The following is a 15783-nucleotide window of genomic DNA, read 5'->3' as shown; positions in this document are numbered from 1 at the left end:
GCCCGGGGGTCGCCGGGGGCCAGCGGGGCGGGGCCGACCAGGGCGAGGTCGCCGCGGACGACGTGCGGCAGCCGCGAGAACAGGTCCAGGCGGAGTCTCCGGGTCCGCAGGGTGCGCAGCTCGAAGATCCGGCCGCCCAGGCCCGTCCGGGGTCGGCGGTCCCAGGCGCCGCCCGGGGTGCGCCGCGCGGTCAGGGCGAGCGCGGCCGCGGCGACGGCGGGGTAGGTCAGGGCGAGCAGCGCGGTGCCGAGCGCCAGATCCAGGGCGCGTTCGGCCGTCGTGCGGGGGAGGGTGCGGTCCGCGAGCCGCCGCACCCGGTCGGTGAGGCCTGCCAGGTGTGCGGCGGGGCGGGAGGGGAAGTCGCCCCGCGCGGTGCCGGACACGGTCGCGTACGCGGGAGAGGGCGGCCGTCCTGTGCCTCCCGCCCGGCTTCCCGTCCGCGGGCTCTCCCGTCTCGCCCGCCGTACGTGTCGCTTTCTCGCGTCCTGCATCGCGCCCGCCCGGGGTTCGAGGTTCGATGGGGCAATTTGTGACAGAACGATCCCATGGTGGGACGGTGGGTCGGGTGGTGCGCGCGGGGCGTGGCGTGCGCCGGTGCGGTGGTGTGGCGGGCGTATCGGCGCGGATAAGGTCCACGTAAGCGTCAGGTAGCACTTAAGTTGAGCGTGCCCGACTCAGGTCTGTTGACTCATGGGCGGGCGTCATGCATTCTTGAGTCAGATCCACTCAAGTAATCCGTTGGAGGAATTGAAATGGCACGTGCGGTCGGCATCGACCTGGGCACGACTAACTCCGTCGTCAGCGTTCTCGAAGGCGGCGAGCCCACCGTCATCACCAACGCCGAAGGCGCCAGGACCACGCCGTCCGTCGTCGCCTTCGCCAAGAACGGCGAGGTGCTCGTCGGCGAGGTCGCCAAGCGCCAGGCGGTCACCAACGTCGACAGGACCATCCGCTCCGTCAAGCGCCACATGGGCACGGACTGGAAGATCGACCTCGACGGCAAGAGCTTCAACCCGCAGCAGATGAGCGCCTTCATCCTGCAGAAGCTGAAGCGCGACGCCGAGTCCTACCTGGGCGAGAAGGTCACCGACGCGGTCATCACCGTCCCGGCGTACTTCAACGACTCCGAGCGCCAGGCGACGAAGGAGGCCGGCGAGATCGCGGGCCTGAACGTCCTGCGCATCGTCAACGAGCCGACCGCCGCCGCCCTGGCGTACGGCCTCGACAAGGACGACCAGACGATCCTCGTCTTCGACCTCGGTGGCGGCACCTTCGACGTGTCCCTCCTGGAGATCGGCGACGGCGTCGTCGAGGTGAAGGCCACCAACGGTGACAACCACCTCGGTGGTGACGACTGGGACCAGCGCGTCGTCGACTACCTGGTGAAGCAGTTCGCCAACGGGCACGGCGTGGACCTGTCCAAGGACAAGATGGCTCTCCAGCGTCTCCGCGAGGCCGCGGAGAAGGCGAAGATCGAGCTCTCGTCCTCGACCGAGACCACGATCAACCTGCCCTACATCACGGCGTCCGCCGAGGGCCCGCTGCACCTGGACGAGAAGCTCACGCGCTCGCAGTTCCAGCAGCTGACCGCGGACCTCCTGGACCGCTGCAAGACCCCGTTCCACAACGTCATCAAGGACGCGGGCATCCAGCTCTCCGAGATCGACCACGTCGTTCTCGTCGGTGGCTCCACCCGTATGCCCGCCGTCGCCGAGCTCGTCAAGGAGCTGACCGGCGGCCAGGAGGCCAACAAGGGTGTGAACCCGGACGAGGTCGTCGCCATCGGCGCCTCGCTCCAGGCCGGTGTCCTGAAGGGCGAGGTCAAGGACGTCCTGCTCCTCGACGTCACCCCGCTGTCTCTCGGCATCGAGACCAAGGGAGGGATCATGACCAAGCTCATCGAGCGCAACACCACGATCCCGACCAAGCGCTCCGAGATCTTCACGACGGCCGAGGACAACCAGCCGTCCGTGCAGATCCAGGTCTACCAGGGCGAGCGCGAGATCGCGGCGTACAACAAGAAGCTCGGGATGTTCGAGCTGACCGGTCTGCCGCCGGCCCCGCGCGGTGTCCCGCAGATCGAGGTCGCCTTCGACATCGACGCCAACGGCATCATGCACGTCGCCGCCAAGGACCTCGGCACCGGCAAGGAGCAGAAGATGACCGTCACCGGCGGCTCCTCGCTGCCGAAGGACGAGGTCAACCGGATGCGCGAAGAGGCCGAGAAGTACGCGGAGGAGGACCACGCCCGCCGCGAGGCCGCCGAGTCGCGCAACCAGGGCGAGCAGCTCGTCTACCAGACGGAGAAGTTCCTCAAGGACAACGAGGACAAGGTCCCCGGCGACGTCAAGACGGAGGTGGAGACCGCGGTCGAGGAGCTGAAGGAGAAGCTCAAGGGCGAGGACACCGCCGAGATCCGTACGGCCACCGAGAAGGTCGCCGCCGTCTCCCAGAAGCTGGGCCAGGCGATGTACGCCAACGCCCAGGCCGAGGGTGCGGCCCCGGGTGCCGAGGCCCCGGGCGACGCCCAGGCCAAGGCCGATGACGACGTCGTCGACGCCGAGATCGTGGACGACGAGAAGGACACCAAGGGCGGTGCGGCGTGACCGAGGAGACTCCGGGCTTCGAGGAGAAGCCCGACGTCCCCTCCGGCGCCACCCCTGATGACGCCGAGCCGAAGGCTGCCGACTCCTCCGAGGAGGAGGCGGCGGCCCCGGCCGGGGACACCGATGCGACCGTCGGCCTGACGGCGCAGCTGGACCAGGTCCGTACGGCGCTCAACGAGCGCACGGCAGACCTCCAGCGGCTCCAGGCCGAATACCAGAACTACCGCCGCCGCGTCGAGCGGGACCGGGTCACGGTCAAGGAGATCGCCGTCGCGAACCTCCTGTCCGAGCTCCTGCCCGTCCTCGACGACGTCGGCCGCGCGAGGGAACACGGCGAGCTGGTCGGCGGCTTCAAGTCGGTGGCCGAATCGATGGAGACCGTCGTCGCGAAGCTGGGCCTCCAGCAGTTCGGCAAGGAGGGCGAGCCCTTCGACCCGACGATCCACGAGGCCCTGATGCACAGCTACGCGCCGGACGTCACCGAGACGACCTGCGTGGCGATCCTTCAGCCGGGGTATCGCATCGGCGAGCGCACCATCCGCCCCGCGCGGGTGGCCGTCGCCGAGCCGCAGCCGGGCGCCACGCCCGCCGCGGCGAAGGAAGAGAAGAAGGCAGACGACGAGGAGAGCGGTGGCACCGAGGAGGTCTGACGGGAACACGTCTGATCACCGCGGTGCACACCGACCGGCCCGGCGGCCGGCCCACGGGCCGGCCGCTCGGCCGATCGTCCGGAAGGAGGGACGTCGATGAGCACGAAGGACTTCGTCGAGAAGGACTACTACAAGGTCCTCGGCGTCCCCAAGGACGCCACCGACGCCGAGGTCAAGAAGGCGTACCGGAAGCTCGCCCGCGAGTTCCACCCGGACGCCAACAAGAACGACGCCAAGGCGGAGGAACGCTTCAAGGAGATCTCCGAGGCGAACGACGTCCTCGGTGACCCCAAGAAGCGCAAGGAGTACGACGAGGCGCGCGCCCTCTTCGGCAACGGCGGCTTCCGGCCCGGCCCCGGTGGTGCGGGCGGCAACTTCAACTTCGACCTGGGCGACCTCTTCGGAGGGGGCGCCCCGGGCGGCGGACAGGGCGGCGCGGGCGGCGGCTTCGGCGGCGGGGGCGGTCTCGGCGACGTCTTCGGCGGGCTGTTCAACCGCGGCGGCACGGGCACCCGGGTCCAGCCCAAGCGCGGCCAGGACATCGAGTCCGAGGTGACGCTCAGCTTCACTGAGGCGGTCGACGGGGCCACGGTCCCGCTGCGGATGTCCAGCCAGGCGCCCTGCAAGGCGTGTTCCGGCACCGGCGACAAGAACGGCACTCCCCGGGTCTGCCCGACCTGTGTCGGCACCGGCCAGGTCTCGCGCGGCAGCGGCGGCGGCTTCTCGCTCACCGACCCCTGTGTGGACTGCAAGGGCCGGGGCCTCATCGCCCAGGACCCCTGCGACGTCTGCAAGGGCAGCGGCCGGGCGAAGTCGGCGCGCACCATGCAGGTGCGGATCCCGGCGGGCGTCTCCGACGGCCAGCGGATCCGGCTGCGCGGCAAGGGCGGCGCGGGCGAGCGCGGCGGACCGGCCGGCGATCTGTACGTCGTCGTCCACGTCGACGCCCACCCGGTCTTCGGCCGCAAGGGCGACAACCTCACGGTCACCGTGCCCGTCACCTACCCGGAGGCGACGCTCGGCGGCGAGATCAAGGTCCCCACGCTCGGCGGACCCCCGGTCACGCTGAAGCTTCCCGCCGGCACCCCCAACGGGCGTACGATGCGCGCCCGGGGCAAGGGCGCGGTGCGCAAGGACGGCACCCGCGGCGACCTGCTGGTCACCGTGGAGGTCGCGGTCCCCAGGGACCTGGGCCAGGAGGCCAGGGACGCCCTGGAGGCCTACCGGAAGGCGACCGCGGACGAGGACCCGCGGGCGGAACTGTTCCAGGCCGCGAAGGGAGCTTGAGATGGACGGCCGTCGACGCAATCCGTACCAGCTGACCGATGAGACACCGGTGTACGTGATCTCGATCGCGGCCCAGCTCTCGGGGCTCCACCCGCAGACGCTGCGCCAGTACGACCGTCTCGGCCTGGTCTCCCCGGACCGTACGGCCGGGCGCGGTCGGCGCTACTCGGCCCGCGACATCGAGCTGCTGCGCACCGTGCAGCAGCTGTCGCAGGACGAGGGCATCAACCTCGCGGGCATCAAGCGGATCATCGAGCTGGAGAACCAGGTGACCGCGCTCCAGCAGCGCGTCGCCGAGCTCTCGGCGGCGGTGGACGGCGCGGCGGTCGCCATGCAGCAGCGCGAGGCCCAGGTCCACGCCTCGTACCGCCGGGACCTCGTGCCGTACCAGGACGTGCAGCAGACGGGCGCGCTGGTGGTGTGGCGGCCCAAGCCGAAGCCGAAGCAGTAGCTTCGGGGCGGGACGGCCTTCCTTACGAAAGACGGCGGGGGCGGAAGACCACGAGACACCATGTGTTCTTCCGCCCCCGCCGTCTTTCGTGTGTCTCGGCAGTGGCCGATGGCTGGCACCAAGTGGCCGGAATCGTGCAGCAAGTTGACAGTGATCGACTCCCGGAGCGGCTCCCTCCGCTGACAAGGTGGTGGGTGTCGGCGGGAACGAAGCCGACGAGACACGTGACGTACGGGGAGGAAGACATGGGCGTCTACGCGTTCACCGGAAAGACGGTCGGCATGGGGGCAATGCTCCTGGGACTGGTTCTCGGGGCGGCCGTCGCACCGGCCCACGCGACCGCCGGTCCCGGGGCCGGGGCCGGCACCGTGTCGGAGGCGGCCGCACCGCTGCCGACCGGGACGGGGCCGGGGGCCGGGATCGGGGGCCGCGGCGAGGAGATCGCGTCGGAGGTGAAGGAGGCGGTGAACCGGCTTCTCTGCGGGGCACCGCTGCCGAAGCCGCTGGCGCCGTTCCTGGGCAAGGTGAAGTGCGTCAACGGCTGGCAGTAGAAGACCCGGTGGAGATCACGCTGGCGCGTGTCTCCACCGACGCCGCGCCGGCCGGAATCGCGGTGCTCCGGCTCATCGGGATGCTGCCCGCGGAGTGGGAGTGCGGCCAACGGATCGAGGAGGACCGGATCACCGTCCTGGTGCGCGGTTCCGGGCGGGACGCGGAGGACGTGACCGGCGTACGGGAACGGTGCGCGGAGGCGCTGCGGGACCGGACGCTGGCCGGGTGGGTCCTGGAAGGGGCTGGTTAGGCCCGCCGGCTCCGGGGCGCATCCGGTGCTTACCGGTGGCTCAGATCCAGCCACGCTCGCGGGCCAGCAGGGCCGCGTGCGGGCGGCTGGTCGCGCCCAGGATGCGGAGGACGTCGGCGACATGGCGGCGGTACGTCCGCACCGAGATGTCCAGGTTCCGTGCGCCCGTCTCGTCCTTCGCCACCCGGCACATCTCCTCCATGACGCGCTGCTCCATCTCGGACAGCACGTCGGAGGGGGAGGAGTGGGTGTCGATCAGGGTGGACAGGTCCGTGGACTCGGCCCAGATCTTCTCGAACAGGGCCAGGATGTTGGAGACCAGACCGGCCTGCTGGGTGACCAGCGCGCCGCGCGAGGTGTCCGAGGGGTCGACGGGCACCAGGGCCGTACGGCGGTCGTACACGAGGATCCGCTCGGACAGCTTGTCGGCGGCCCGGATCGACGCCCCCTGCGCGGTGAGTTCGCGGAGGTAGGCGACGGTCGGCGGGTGGTCGAGCGCTTCCCGCAGCACCACGCTGCGGATCTGCACGCCCCGGCGCAGACACCGGGTGTCCAGGGGGCGTGCGTGCGCGATGTTCTCGGCGGTGAGGGCGGTGTACGGCTCGACGGAGAGAATCTCCTGGCGGGCGAAGAAGGCCAGGTCGTCGATCCGGTCGCGGATCTGCCGGAGCACCTCAAGACGCTCGACGCCCTGCGTGGCGAGGGGGCGGGTCTGCTGTTCGGCGGTCAGCTCGGCGATCAGGTGCCGGGACCTGGTGACCTGGTGGAGCTGTTCGTGCAGCTCGCGCAGCCGTATCTCCGTGAGCCGCTCGACCGCGGTCTCCGGGGCGGCCGCCGAGACGCCGCCGTGCTCGTCGGTCCGCAGCAGGCCCAGCTCGTCGAGGCGGGCGAGGGCCTTCTCCACCTCCTCGCGAGGGCTGTGGAGGAGCACCCCGATGTCCTCGGTGCCGGTGCCCGGATTACGGAGGAAGTGCCGGTAGGCGCGCTCCTCCGTGATGTCCAGGCCGAGTATGGACAGGCTTCCGCCGTTCACCGCTGCCGCCCCCCGCGTGCCGCACGACTACCGACGGCGCACTGCGGCACGGGTCAGATGCCGCGCAACCGTCGAACCGATGAGGGAGAGGGTAATCCATAGGTAAAGCAGCAGGTAGTCCCGGTCGTCCGGGTGACGGGCGCGGGACGGGGGACGGTGACGATCAATGGAGGAGACTGCTGTGACGATGATGGCCGACGAACAGGTGAGGACCGGTGGGCGGGCGATGGACTTCGCCACGCTCACCGAACGTGAGCTGGAGGTGCTCGTGCTGCTGGCGAGCGGGGAGCAGAACCGCTGGCTGGCCCGGAGACTGGGCATCACGGAGCGGACCGTCCGGGCACACACGTCGAGCATCGTGCGCAAGCTGAACCTGAAGTCCCGGTTCGAGGCGGCGATCGTGTCGTATCTGCACGCGGAGGACATCAGAGGACATCAGGGGGCTGCGTCCGTGATCTGACGCCGATCGTGCCCTGGGTCCCGTTACGCCCGAAGTCCCCTGCCGGAAATCTCGCTTCCGGCAGGGGACTTCTGGCGTTCCCGGCATCCCGCCTACGGCAGGGCGGCGCTGATCGCGTCCACCAGCATCATCCACATCGGCTGACCGCCCGTTCCGAACGCCGCCGCCAGTGCGTAGCCGATGGCCGCGTCGAGGGGTTCGGGGGTGCCGGCCTCCTTCTGCCACTCCGCTATCACCCGGCGGTCGCCGTCCGAGGAGAAGTCCCCGAGGTGCTTGCCGTCGCGAGTCAGCTTGCTGAACGGGATCGAGTTCGGGACGAGCCGGTAGTGGAGGCCCCCGTGGTGGACGTCGACCCGGTAGGTCTGGCGCCGGAGCTTGCCCTTGCCGGGCTTGATCGTCGCGTCCTCGCCGTCCACCGTGATCGTCAGGTGCCGGGGGTCGCGGGTGCCGATGACGATGTGGTCGTCGACCTCCGCCTCGGGGGCACGGACGATGGTGACGGTCGGGATCCGCTCGCCGCTGACGACGAGCTTCTCGCGGTTCTCGCCGAGGAGTTCGACGGAGATCTCCCCGTAGTGGTCGTCCTCGGTGGAGGCGGGCAGCGGGAGGGAGGGGGTGTCGGTCATCTGGATCCTTGAACCCTTCGGTCGTGCTGGGGGGGGGTGTTCGCGGAGCATCACTGCCGTACGGAGTCACGGGCGCGGAGTCGCGGGCGCGCGGCTCACCGGCGTACGGAATTGTCCCAGGAGCGTGCCGTGCTCCGGTGCCGGTCAGCGGGCTCCCGCGGTCGCGACCGCCGGTCCTGCGGTCAACTGCGTTGCGGTGAGGTCCTGGTAGAGGGCGCTGCGCCCCAGCAGTTCCTCGTGCCGTCCGTGGTCGCTGACCCGGCCGTTCTCGAACAGCACAAGCCGCTCCGCCGTGGTGACCGTCGAGAGCCGGTGCGCGATGAGGAGCACCGTGCAGTCCCGCGCGGCCTCCTCCACCGTCCGGCGCAGCGCGGTTTCGCTGAGTCCGTCAAGATGCGCGGTGACCTCGTCGAGGAGCAGGACCTGCGGGCGGCGCAGCAAGGCCCGTGCGATGGCGAGGCGTTGACGTTCGCCGCCGGAGAGGGCCAGGCCGCGGGCGCCGACAGCCGTGTCGAGGCCGTCCGGGAGGGAGGCGACGAAGCCGTCGAGCAGGGTGCGGCGGAGCACGTCGGCGACGGCCTCGTCGCTCGCGTCCGGCGCGGAGTAGAGTAGGTTCTCCCGCAGCGTGCCCGCGAGCATCGGGGAGTCCTGCTCGACATAGGCGATCCGGCGGCGCAGTTCGGCCCGGCCCAGGGAGCGGATGTCGGTGTCGTCCAGCAGGATGCGGCCCTCCTCGGTGTCGTAGAACCGCTGGATCAGCGAGAACACCGTGGTCTTGCCGGAGCCCGACGGGCCGACGATCGCGGTGACCTTCCCGGCCGGCGCGACGAAGCTCGTGCCGTTCAGGACGGGCGTGCGGCCCTCGTAGCCGAAGGTCAGTCCGTCGACCGTGACGGCGGGCGGCGGGCCGGAGGGCGCCGGCGGCGTACCGTCCACATCGTCCTCTGCCGCCATGGACCGCACCTCCTCGATCCGGGCCAGCGCGCCGAGCCCCTGTTGCAGGGCGGTGGTGCCGCCGACGAGGGAGAGGACCGGGCCGCCCAGGTTGAACAGGTAGAGCAGGAAGCCGATCAGCGCGGCCAGTTCGAGGGTGCCCATGGCGACCAGCGCACCGCCGAAGCCGATGACGGCGAGGAACGAGGCCTGGACGATCAGCCCGGCCAGCACGGCGATCAGCGCGTGGTACCGGGCGCCCTTGAGGCCGGCCCGGTAGGCGCGTGTCGCGGCCTCGGTGGCCCGCTCGGTCTCCTTCGCCTCACCGCCGTTGGCCTTGACGGTGCGGGCCGCGCCGAGCGAGCGGTCGAGCGCCGCGCCGATCTCGCCGACGGAGGTCTGCGCCTCCGTGGTGACCCGCTTGATCCGGGGCATGACGACGCCCATCGCGATGCCGACGACCACCAGCACGGCGGAGGTGATGCCGAGCAGCGGCAGGCTGACGATGCCCATCAGCACGATCGTGGCCAGCAGGTGGATCGATCCGTCGACGAGCTGGATGAGCCCGCCCGTCGCCGCGTGCTGCACCAGCGTGCTGTCGGAGGTGACGCGCGTGGTCAGCCCGCCCGGTTCGGTACGGTCCAACTCGGCGGTGCGCAGCCGGATGAGGCGCGCGATCAGCCCGCGGCGGACCTGGAGCACGACGCGTTCTGCGGTCCGCTCGCTGAGCCAGGACTGCAGCCAGGTCAGCCCGATGGAGGCGAGCAGCAGGCCGGTCAGCAGCAGGATGTCCTCCCGCAGCCCTTCACCCGTCATGAGCTTGGCCAGCACCGACTGGATGACCAGCGGCTGGGCCAGGCCGGCGGCGCTGCCCGCCAGGGTCAGGGCCAGCACCGTGAGGAGGATGCCGCGGTGCGGACGCGCGTACGAGAGCAGCGCCCGCAGTGCGGGCCGCTCCGCCGGAGACTGTTCTGCGTCAGGTGTGTTCACACCCGTAGTTCTATCCTCTTCCACCCGCGCGGGGAACTGTCGTTTGCGGCAATGCCGTAAGAGCCAATGGTGCGGACCGGGCAGCGTGGGTCAACATTCTTTCTGTCCGCAACGGACGCCGGTAAACCAGGCATCGGCGAGATGCACGAAGTGGCCGGTCGTCAATTCCCTTTCATCACACGAAGGAACATCTCATGCAGAACGTCACCGAGAAGGACCTGTTCGACGGCTACACCGCCTACACCTCCGCCGAGGAGCTCGGCCTGCACGACGGCCAGGAGGCCGCGCCGGCGTTCAGCCCCACCATCCCGTGGGCCATCCGCGCCACGATCATCACCGCGCGTTCCTCGCAGCAGTGCGCCGCCGCTCTCGGCTCGCTCGCCGCGAAGACCGTCGAGAACAAGTGCTGACCAGCGACTCTTCGCTGTGAGCCGCGGGGGTCGGCCGGAGATGCGGTGCGCATGCTCCGGCCGGCCCCCGGCCCCAACGCACAACAGGAGGCGTCGTGGAGGAACAGCAACGGGACTTCGAGCGCATCCTCGTCGTGGGGACGGGAGCCCTCGGCGTCGCCTTCCTGCCGTTCTGGATCAACTGGCTCGGGAATTCCTTTCCCGAGATCGAGAAGCGTTTCGCGCTGACCCGTTCCGCATGCCGGTTCGTTTCGCCGGACGCGGTGGCTGTGCTCTCCGGAAAAGAAGTCTTCATCGATGACTGGAATGCTTTCTCCGGTGCCGATGTGCCCCATGTGGACATCGCGGAATGGGCGGATCTGATTCTCGTCCATCCCGCCACCCTGAATTTCGTCGGCCGATTCGCCCTCGGGGTCGCCGACACCCCGCTGATGGTCGCCCTGCAGACCACCCGCGCCCTGGTCGGCGTCGCCCCCTCGCTGCCGCCCGGAGCGCTCGGGAGCCCGGTCGTGCAAGGGCACCTGGCGGCGCTGCGCGAGCGGCCCGGAGTGGTGCTCGCCCCGACGATCCCCGCGCGGAGCGCGCGTACCGGTGAGGTGGAGGACGGCGGCTCGGCACCGCTGAACGAGCTGTACGACCTGTGCGTCGCGCACCGGAAGAGCCGCGTCGGCGCGTCCGGGAGCTCGTCGTGAACGTGGCAGTTCCCCTTGCAGACCTGGGTGTTCCGGTGGCCGAGTACGGAACCGGACTTCAGGTCACCCGGGTTCACCGGGCGTCCGACGGCGGTCCCGGCGGTGCCGGTGACTTCCTGTGGTGGCACGGGCCGGGGCCCCGGCGCGCCGGCCCCCTCCGCATGGCCGCCCAACACGCCCCCCTCGTACCGGATCTCGGGCCCGTCGAGGCGGCCGCGCTGCTGGCCACCGGCACGCCCCACGGAGACGGGCTGCTCCACCGGGCCGCCGGGTCCGCGTCGGCCGCCGCCTGGCTGCGGGACCCCCGCCCGCAGGCCGGGCGGCTCGTCGCCCACTCCCTCGCCGCCGCCGCGCGTGCGCTCCGGGTTCTGCACGGGGTCCCCCTGCCCCCGGGACCGCAGGCTCTCCCGCCCCCCGGGGTGCGGCGGTTGCAGAAGTGGGCGGCCGGGTCCGGGCCGCTCGTCCCGGCGGCAGCGCGGCTGCGCCGGCGTGCGGGGGAGGTGTGGGGCGAGGGCCGCACGGAACGGCTGCTGGGCTGGGCGGACGACGCCGTACGCCCCTCGGGGTCCGGAGCCACGGTCGTGCCGCTGCACGGCTGGGCGTCGACCGGTTCGCTCGTACCGCCCCGGAGCCGGGGCCGGGTCGCGCTGCTCACCGGTGAGGACCTGGGCGCCGGCCGCCGGGAGCTGGACCTGGGCTGGATGCTGGGCGACCTCGTCGAGCTGGCCTGGTCCTCGCCGCTCCACCGGGCGGCGGGGGAGAGCGCGGGGCTGCTGTCCGTCAGGGACCTTCAGCGGGTGTTCCTCGGTGCGTACAAGGCGGGGGAGAGCGAGGGCGGTGACCAGGGGCCCGCGGGGCCGGTGTACGACCCGGTGGCCGTCGGGCGCTGCGCCGTGCTCCGCGTCGTCACGCACATGCAGGACTTCGCCACCTACTGCGAGTGGAGCGACGAATTGCTCGACTACCTCGCCTTCACTGCCGAGTTGATCGATGAGGAGGGCCGCCGGGCGGTCCCCCGAGGAGTGTCATGACGACGACGAGTACGACGGCCGCCCCGACGGAGGCGGTGGCCACGGCGAGCACGGCGGCCACGGCCGGGGACGCGCCCGCCCTGATCAGGTTCCGGCCGACCGGACTCGACACCGCGCCGGAGGTGAACACGCTGCTGGAGCGGTTGGGCCTCGGGCCCTTCGAGCCGGAGGGGCTGACCGCCTTCGGCGGTCGCAACGACAACTGGGCCGGTACGACCACCCGTGGCCAGCAGGTCTTCGTCAAGACCGTCGCCCGGGCCCCCGACGGCAGCCGGCCCGAGATCGACCGCGCCCTCGCCTTCGAGGCGTCGGCCGCCCGGCTGCCGGCCGGTTCGCCGCTCCGTACCCCCAAACACCTGGGCACCGACCGGGACTCGGCCGTCAGCGCCTTCCGGCTGCTGCGCGGGTCCCGTTCGGGCTCGGAGGTCGCGTTGGACGGCGACTTCGACGAGGCGCTGTGCCGGGAGGCCGGGCGGGCCGTCGCCACGCTGCACACGCTGGGGACGGCGGGCGGCGCGTCGGACGGCGAGTCGGGCGGCGAGGCTCCGGACCCGGCTTCGGCCCCCGCCATCGACACCGCCGAGGCCCCGCTGCCGCCGATGCGCTGGCTCCGGGCGTTCCCGTGGAGCGAGGTCCAGGACCGCAGCATGGCGCAGATCGCCGCCTGGAAGCTCGTCCAGGACGATACGGAGGTCGTCGCCGCGCTCCACCGGCTGCGGGAGCGGGAGCGTACGGCACCGCACACACCCGCCCACTGCGATCTGCGCTTCGACCAGTTCCTCGTCCACGACGGGCAGCTGTACCTGTGCGACTGGGAGGAGTTCCGGCTCGCCGACCCGGCCCGCGACGTCGGCGCGTTCGTCGGCGAATGGCTCTTCCAGGCCACGTACTCCGTCTTCGCGCCGACGGGCGAGCCCACCTCGGCGAAGGACGCCGTCGCGCTCGGCTTCGACCTCTCCCACGAGGAGATCGTGGAGCGCGGCGCGGCCGGACTGCGCCGCCACATCCCCCGTATCTCGGCCTTCTGGCAGGGCTACACCGAGTGCCGTGTCCCGGATCCCGAACTCGCCGAACGGGCCGTCGGGTTCGCGGGCTGGCACCTGTACGACCGGCTCATCGCCACGGCGCAGGCGCACGCCGTCCTCAACCCGGTGGCGCGCGCCGCCGCCGGGATCGGGCGGACGCTGCTGCTGAACCCGGCGGGTGCGGTGGCCACCCTGGGCCTGGCCGACCCCGCTGTGCCGCACTCCGCCGTGCCGCATGCTGCCGTGCCGCACCCCGCCGACGCCCTTGCAGGGAGCCCCCGATGACGCTCACCCCCACCCCGGTCCGGCCCGCCGGGATCGCTCCGCGGCTCGCCGCCGCGCTCGACCTCGTGGACGTACGCGCCGACGGTCTCCAAGCGCGGCTCGCCGGACGGACGTTGACCGCTGACAGCCCGCGCGATCTGCGCGGCCGTCTCACCAACGCGCTGTACGAGGAGTTCCACGCCGGGAACGGGGCGCACCGCCGGGACGCGGACGCGCCGCCCCGCCGCACGTTGCGCGACTCCGCGCTGGAACGCCGCCTCGCCGCGGCCGTGCCGCACCCCACCACCCCGGTCACCGGACGGCTGCTGGAGGTCGGCGAGGGCGGCGAACTGGTCGTCCGGCTGCCGGAGATCACCGCGCGGCTCACCGCTGACCGGCTCATCGGCCCCGCCGCGCCCGTACCGGGCGAGCTGGTCCAGGTGGCCCTGGAGGCGGCGCGGCCCGCCCTCTCGCCCGGGTTCTTCTACGTGATGGGTTCGCGGCCCCTGCCGGTCCCCGCCGGCCCGGTGCGCCGCCTCTTCCTGCACGCCCGCCACGCGGACGCGGCCGTCGGACTGTGGGCCGCCGCGCTGGCCGCCCTGGAGGGCGCCGGGGCGCGGTACCACGCCAAGGTCCTGTCCGACGAGGACGACTACCCGCGCCGCGACAGCGTCGTCGTCTATCTGCACGGCGACCACGCACCGGCCGAACGGGCGGTGGCCGCCGCCGTCCGGGACCTGCCGGGGCTCGGCGGCGACACCTCGCTGTTCACCGCCCGGCTCGCCCCCGGCGTCGCCGCCGCCTGGGACCCGCGCGACCCGCGCCCCGGCCGCGACGGCATGAGCTTCGGGCAGCACCGCAGCTTCGCGCTGGCCACCGCGCTGGTCGACCACGCGCAGGGGGCCGACGCCGGGGATCTCGCCGATCACGTCGTACGGGCCTTCCGCGCGGCGGGGATCGACCCGGAGCACCCCGAGAACAACCTTGCCGAAACCCCCTCGACCGCGACCGCTGGAGTGTGAGCCCGATGACGACGACGACCGAGACGACGGAGAACCCCGAGACCATGGAGACGACGGAGGTCCCCGAGGCGGCAGCGGCAGGGGGGTTCGGCGCGGCGATCACCGTCGCCTACAGCGACGCGCTGGCCGGTGTCTACGACGACATCTACCCGAGCACCCCGGACCTCGACGACATCGCTACGTACCTGCTCACCCTCGCCGCACCCGGTGCGAGCGTCCTCGAACTCGGCGTCGGCACCGGCCGGGTGGCGCTTCCGCTCGCCGACCGCGGCTTCGACGTCACCGGTGTCGAGTCCTCCGAAGGGATGCTGGCCCGCCTCGCGGAGAAGGACCCCGAGGGACGGATCACCCCGGTGCACGGCGACTTCGCCGGACTCGACCTCGGCCGCTCCTTCGACGTCGTCCTCGCCCCGTTCAACGTGCTGTGCTGCGCGATGGCGGTCGACGAGCAGATCGCGCTGATGCACGCCATGGCCCGGCACGTCACGGCGGAGGGGCACGTGGTCATCGAGACGTTCGACCCGAGCGACTACCACGTACAGAGGAGGAACGAGGTCAACACCTATCCGATCGGGGCGCGCGGGGCGCTCATCGAGTCGGTGGGCGTGCTGCCCGCCTCGCAGAACATGATGCTCCAGAGCACGCTGTTCCTGGACGGCGACGCCCCGAAGTCCGCGACGACCGTGATGCGGTACGTGTGGCCGGGCGAGCTGGACCTGCTCGGCGCGATCGCCGGCCTGGAGCTCGTCGGCCGGTACGCGGGCTGGCGCGAGCAGCCCTTCGACGGGGGCGACAGCCGCAAGATGTGCGTGTCCGTGTTCCGCCCGCTGAACCAGGCCGGTTGAGATGAGCCCGAGCGTGTCCGTGCTCCCCGGCGGGCTGCGGGTGTGCGTCGAGTCGGGCCCGCAGTACGGGCGGGGCCTCGCCGCCGTCGCGCTCACCGTGGCGGCGGGCGGCGACGACGACCCGGCCGGACGCCACGGTACGGCGCATCTCGTCGAGCACCTGATGTTCCCGCGCTCGGGCCGGGAGGGTGCCGCCGACCCCACCGGGGAGGGGTACGCGGCGCTGGTCGCGGGCGCGGGCGGGGTCTGCAACGCCGAGACCCACCGTGACCACACGGTCTTCCACACCACGGTCCCCGCCGATGCGCTGCCCGACGCCCTGGCCTGGGAGGCCCGCCGCCTGCTCGGCTTCGCGCCCACGGAGGACGTGATCCGTACGGAGACCGACGTCATCGGCGAGGAGATCCGCGGAGCGGGGGACGCCGGCCGGTACTGGGAATCGGCGCTTGGCGCGCTGTACCCGGGCAGCAGGGACAGCTTCGGGACGCCGACGGAGCTGGCGGGCATCACGGCCGGCGAGGTGGAGGCGTTCTTCCGGTCGCACTACACGGCACGGCGGATGGTGCTGTCGGTCGTGGGGGACGTGGATCCGGCGGGGGTCATGGCGGTCGTGGGGGAGGTGTTCGCGGGGGTGGGAGAGGTCCACCCCGTGGAGG

17 protein-coding genes and 1 pseudogene are annotated in these 15783 nt (G+C 71.8%); 14 read left to right on the top strand and 4 right to left on the bottom strand.

Going from position 1 to position 15783, the window contains the following annotated elements:
* A pseudogene (locus tag D3105_RS28955) lies at positions 1–383 on the bottom strand (sugar transferase); the annotation flags it as partial.
* A gap of 369 nt (positions 384–752) precedes the next feature.
* Here D3105_RS28955 and dnaK point away from each other — a divergent pair.
* The 6 genes from dnaK (at position 753) to D3105_RS28925 (ending at position 5796) form a co-directional block, all read left to right on the top strand.
* The gene (gene dnaK / locus D3105_RS28950) at positions 753–2606 is read left to right on the top strand and encodes a molecular chaperone DnaK (protein ID WP_118905911.1); all 1854 of its coding nucleotides are present in this window, start codon (positions 753–755) and stop codon (positions 2604–2606) included.
* Positions 2603–3256: a nucleotide exchange factor GrpE gene (gene grpE, locus D3105_RS28945; protein ID WP_032767068.1), complete on the top strand. Its 654-nt coding sequence runs from the start codon at positions 2603–2605 to the stop codon at positions 3254–3256. The genes dnaK and grpE overlap by 4 nt, the downstream gene beginning before the upstream one ends.
* A 96-nt stretch (positions 3257–3352) precedes the next feature.
* Positions 3353–4543, top strand: coding sequence for a molecular chaperone DnaJ (gene dnaJ, locus D3105_RS28940; RefSeq protein WP_030723099.1), 1191 nt, complete (start codon positions 3353–3355; stop codon positions 4541–4543).
* Between the two features lies 1 nt (position 4544).
* The gene (locus D3105_RS28935) at positions 4545–4994 is read left to right on the top strand and encodes a heat shock protein transcriptional repressor HspR (RefSeq protein WP_118905910.1); all 450 of its coding nucleotides are present in this window, start codon (positions 4545–4547) and stop codon (positions 4992–4994) included.
* Between the two features lie 245 nt (positions 4995–5239).
* On the top strand, positions 5240–5545 hold the full coding sequence (locus D3105_RS28930; RefSeq protein WP_123947592.1) for a hypothetical protein: 306 nt from the start codon (positions 5240–5242) through the stop codon (positions 5543–5545).
* Positions 5546–5553: 8 nt separating this feature from the next.
* Complete coding sequence (locus tag D3105_RS28925) at positions 5554–5796, top strand: hypothetical protein (RefSeq protein ID WP_118905908.1); 243 nt, start codon at positions 5554–5556, stop codon at positions 5794–5796.
* A gap of 40 nt (positions 5797–5836) precedes the next feature.
* Here the strand turns inward: D3105_RS28925 and D3105_RS28920 are convergent, their stop codons facing one another.
* Positions 5837–6829 (bottom strand): helix-turn-helix transcriptional regulator, encoded by a 993-nt coding sequence (locus D3105_RS28920; RefSeq protein WP_118905907.1) that lies wholly within the window; start codon positions 6827–6829, stop codon positions 5837–5839.
* A gap of 187 nt (positions 6830–7016) precedes the next feature.
* Between D3105_RS28920 and D3105_RS28915 the strand changes: the two genes are divergently transcribed.
* Entirely contained in the window at positions 7017–7289 is a 273-nt protein-coding gene (locus D3105_RS28915; RefSeq protein WP_240647059.1) for a helix-turn-helix domain-containing protein, read from the top strand.
* Between the two features lie 92 nt (positions 7290–7381).
* Here the strand turns inward: D3105_RS28915 and D3105_RS28910 are convergent, their stop codons facing one another.
* On the bottom strand, positions 7382–7915 hold the full coding sequence (locus tag D3105_RS28910) for a hypothetical protein (RefSeq protein WP_118905905.1): 534 nt from the start codon (positions 7913–7915) through the stop codon (positions 7382–7384).
* A gap of 144 nt (positions 7916–8059) precedes the next feature.
* Complete coding sequence (locus D3105_RS28905; RefSeq protein WP_118905904.1) at positions 8060–9838, bottom strand: ABC transporter ATP-binding protein; 1779 nt, start codon at positions 9836–9838, stop codon at positions 8060–8062.
* Between the two features lie 194 nt (positions 9839–10032).
* Between D3105_RS28905 and lxmA the strand changes: the two genes are divergently transcribed.
* From lxmA to D3105_RS34365, 7 genes are all read left to right on the top strand, one after another.
* On the top strand, positions 10033–10248 hold the full coding sequence (gene lxmA, locus D3105_RS28900; protein WP_010063176.1) for a lexapeptide family class V lantibiotic: 216 nt from the start codon (positions 10033–10035) through the stop codon (positions 10246–10248).
* 95 nt (positions 10249–10343) lie between these two features.
* Positions 10344–10940, top strand: coding sequence for a peptide terminal cysteine decarboxylase LxmD (lxmD, locus tag D3105_RS28895; protein WP_118905903.1), 597 nt, complete (start codon positions 10344–10346; stop codon positions 10938–10940).
* Positions 10937–11971 carry a hypothetical protein gene (locus D3105_RS28890; RefSeq protein WP_118905902.1) on the top strand — a complete coding sequence of 345 codons (1035 nt, stop codon included), beginning with the start codon at positions 10937–10939 and terminating at the stop codon, positions 11969–11971. The genes lxmD and D3105_RS28890 overlap by 4 nt, the downstream gene beginning before the upstream one ends.
* On the top strand, positions 11968–13281 hold the full coding sequence (gene lxmK, locus D3105_RS28885) for a class V lanthionine synthetase subunit LxmK (RefSeq protein WP_118905901.1): 1314 nt from the start codon (positions 11968–11970) through the stop codon (positions 13279–13281). Before D3105_RS28890 ends, lxmK begins: the two co-directional genes overlap by 4 nt.
* Positions 13278–14282 carry a T3SS effector HopA1 family protein gene (locus D3105_RS28880; protein ID WP_118905900.1) on the top strand — a complete coding sequence of 335 codons (1005 nt, stop codon included), beginning with the start codon at positions 13278–13280 and terminating at the stop codon, positions 14280–14282. The genes lxmK and D3105_RS28880 overlap by 4 nt, the downstream gene beginning before the upstream one ends.
* Before the next feature lie 5 nt (positions 14283–14287).
* Positions 14288–15127, top strand: a complete 840-nt coding sequence (locus D3105_RS28875; protein WP_118905899.1) for a class I SAM-dependent methyltransferase — start codon at positions 14288–14290, stop codon at positions 15125–15127.
* 1 nt (position 15128) lies between these two features.
* The coding region (locus tag D3105_RS34365) for a M16 family metallopeptidase (protein WP_133305719.1) at positions 15129–15783 on the top strand (655 nt) is incomplete at its 3' end.

Origin of the sequence: Streptomyces globisporus (assembly GCF_003501885.1) — a bacterium.
GTDB classification, from domain to species: Bacteria; Actinomycetota; Actinomycetes; order Streptomycetales; family Streptomycetaceae; genus Streptomyces; species Streptomyces globisporus_D.
The sequence above is the reverse complement of the archived record's forward strand: the minus strand, read 5'-3'. Positions and strand labels throughout refer to the sequence as shown.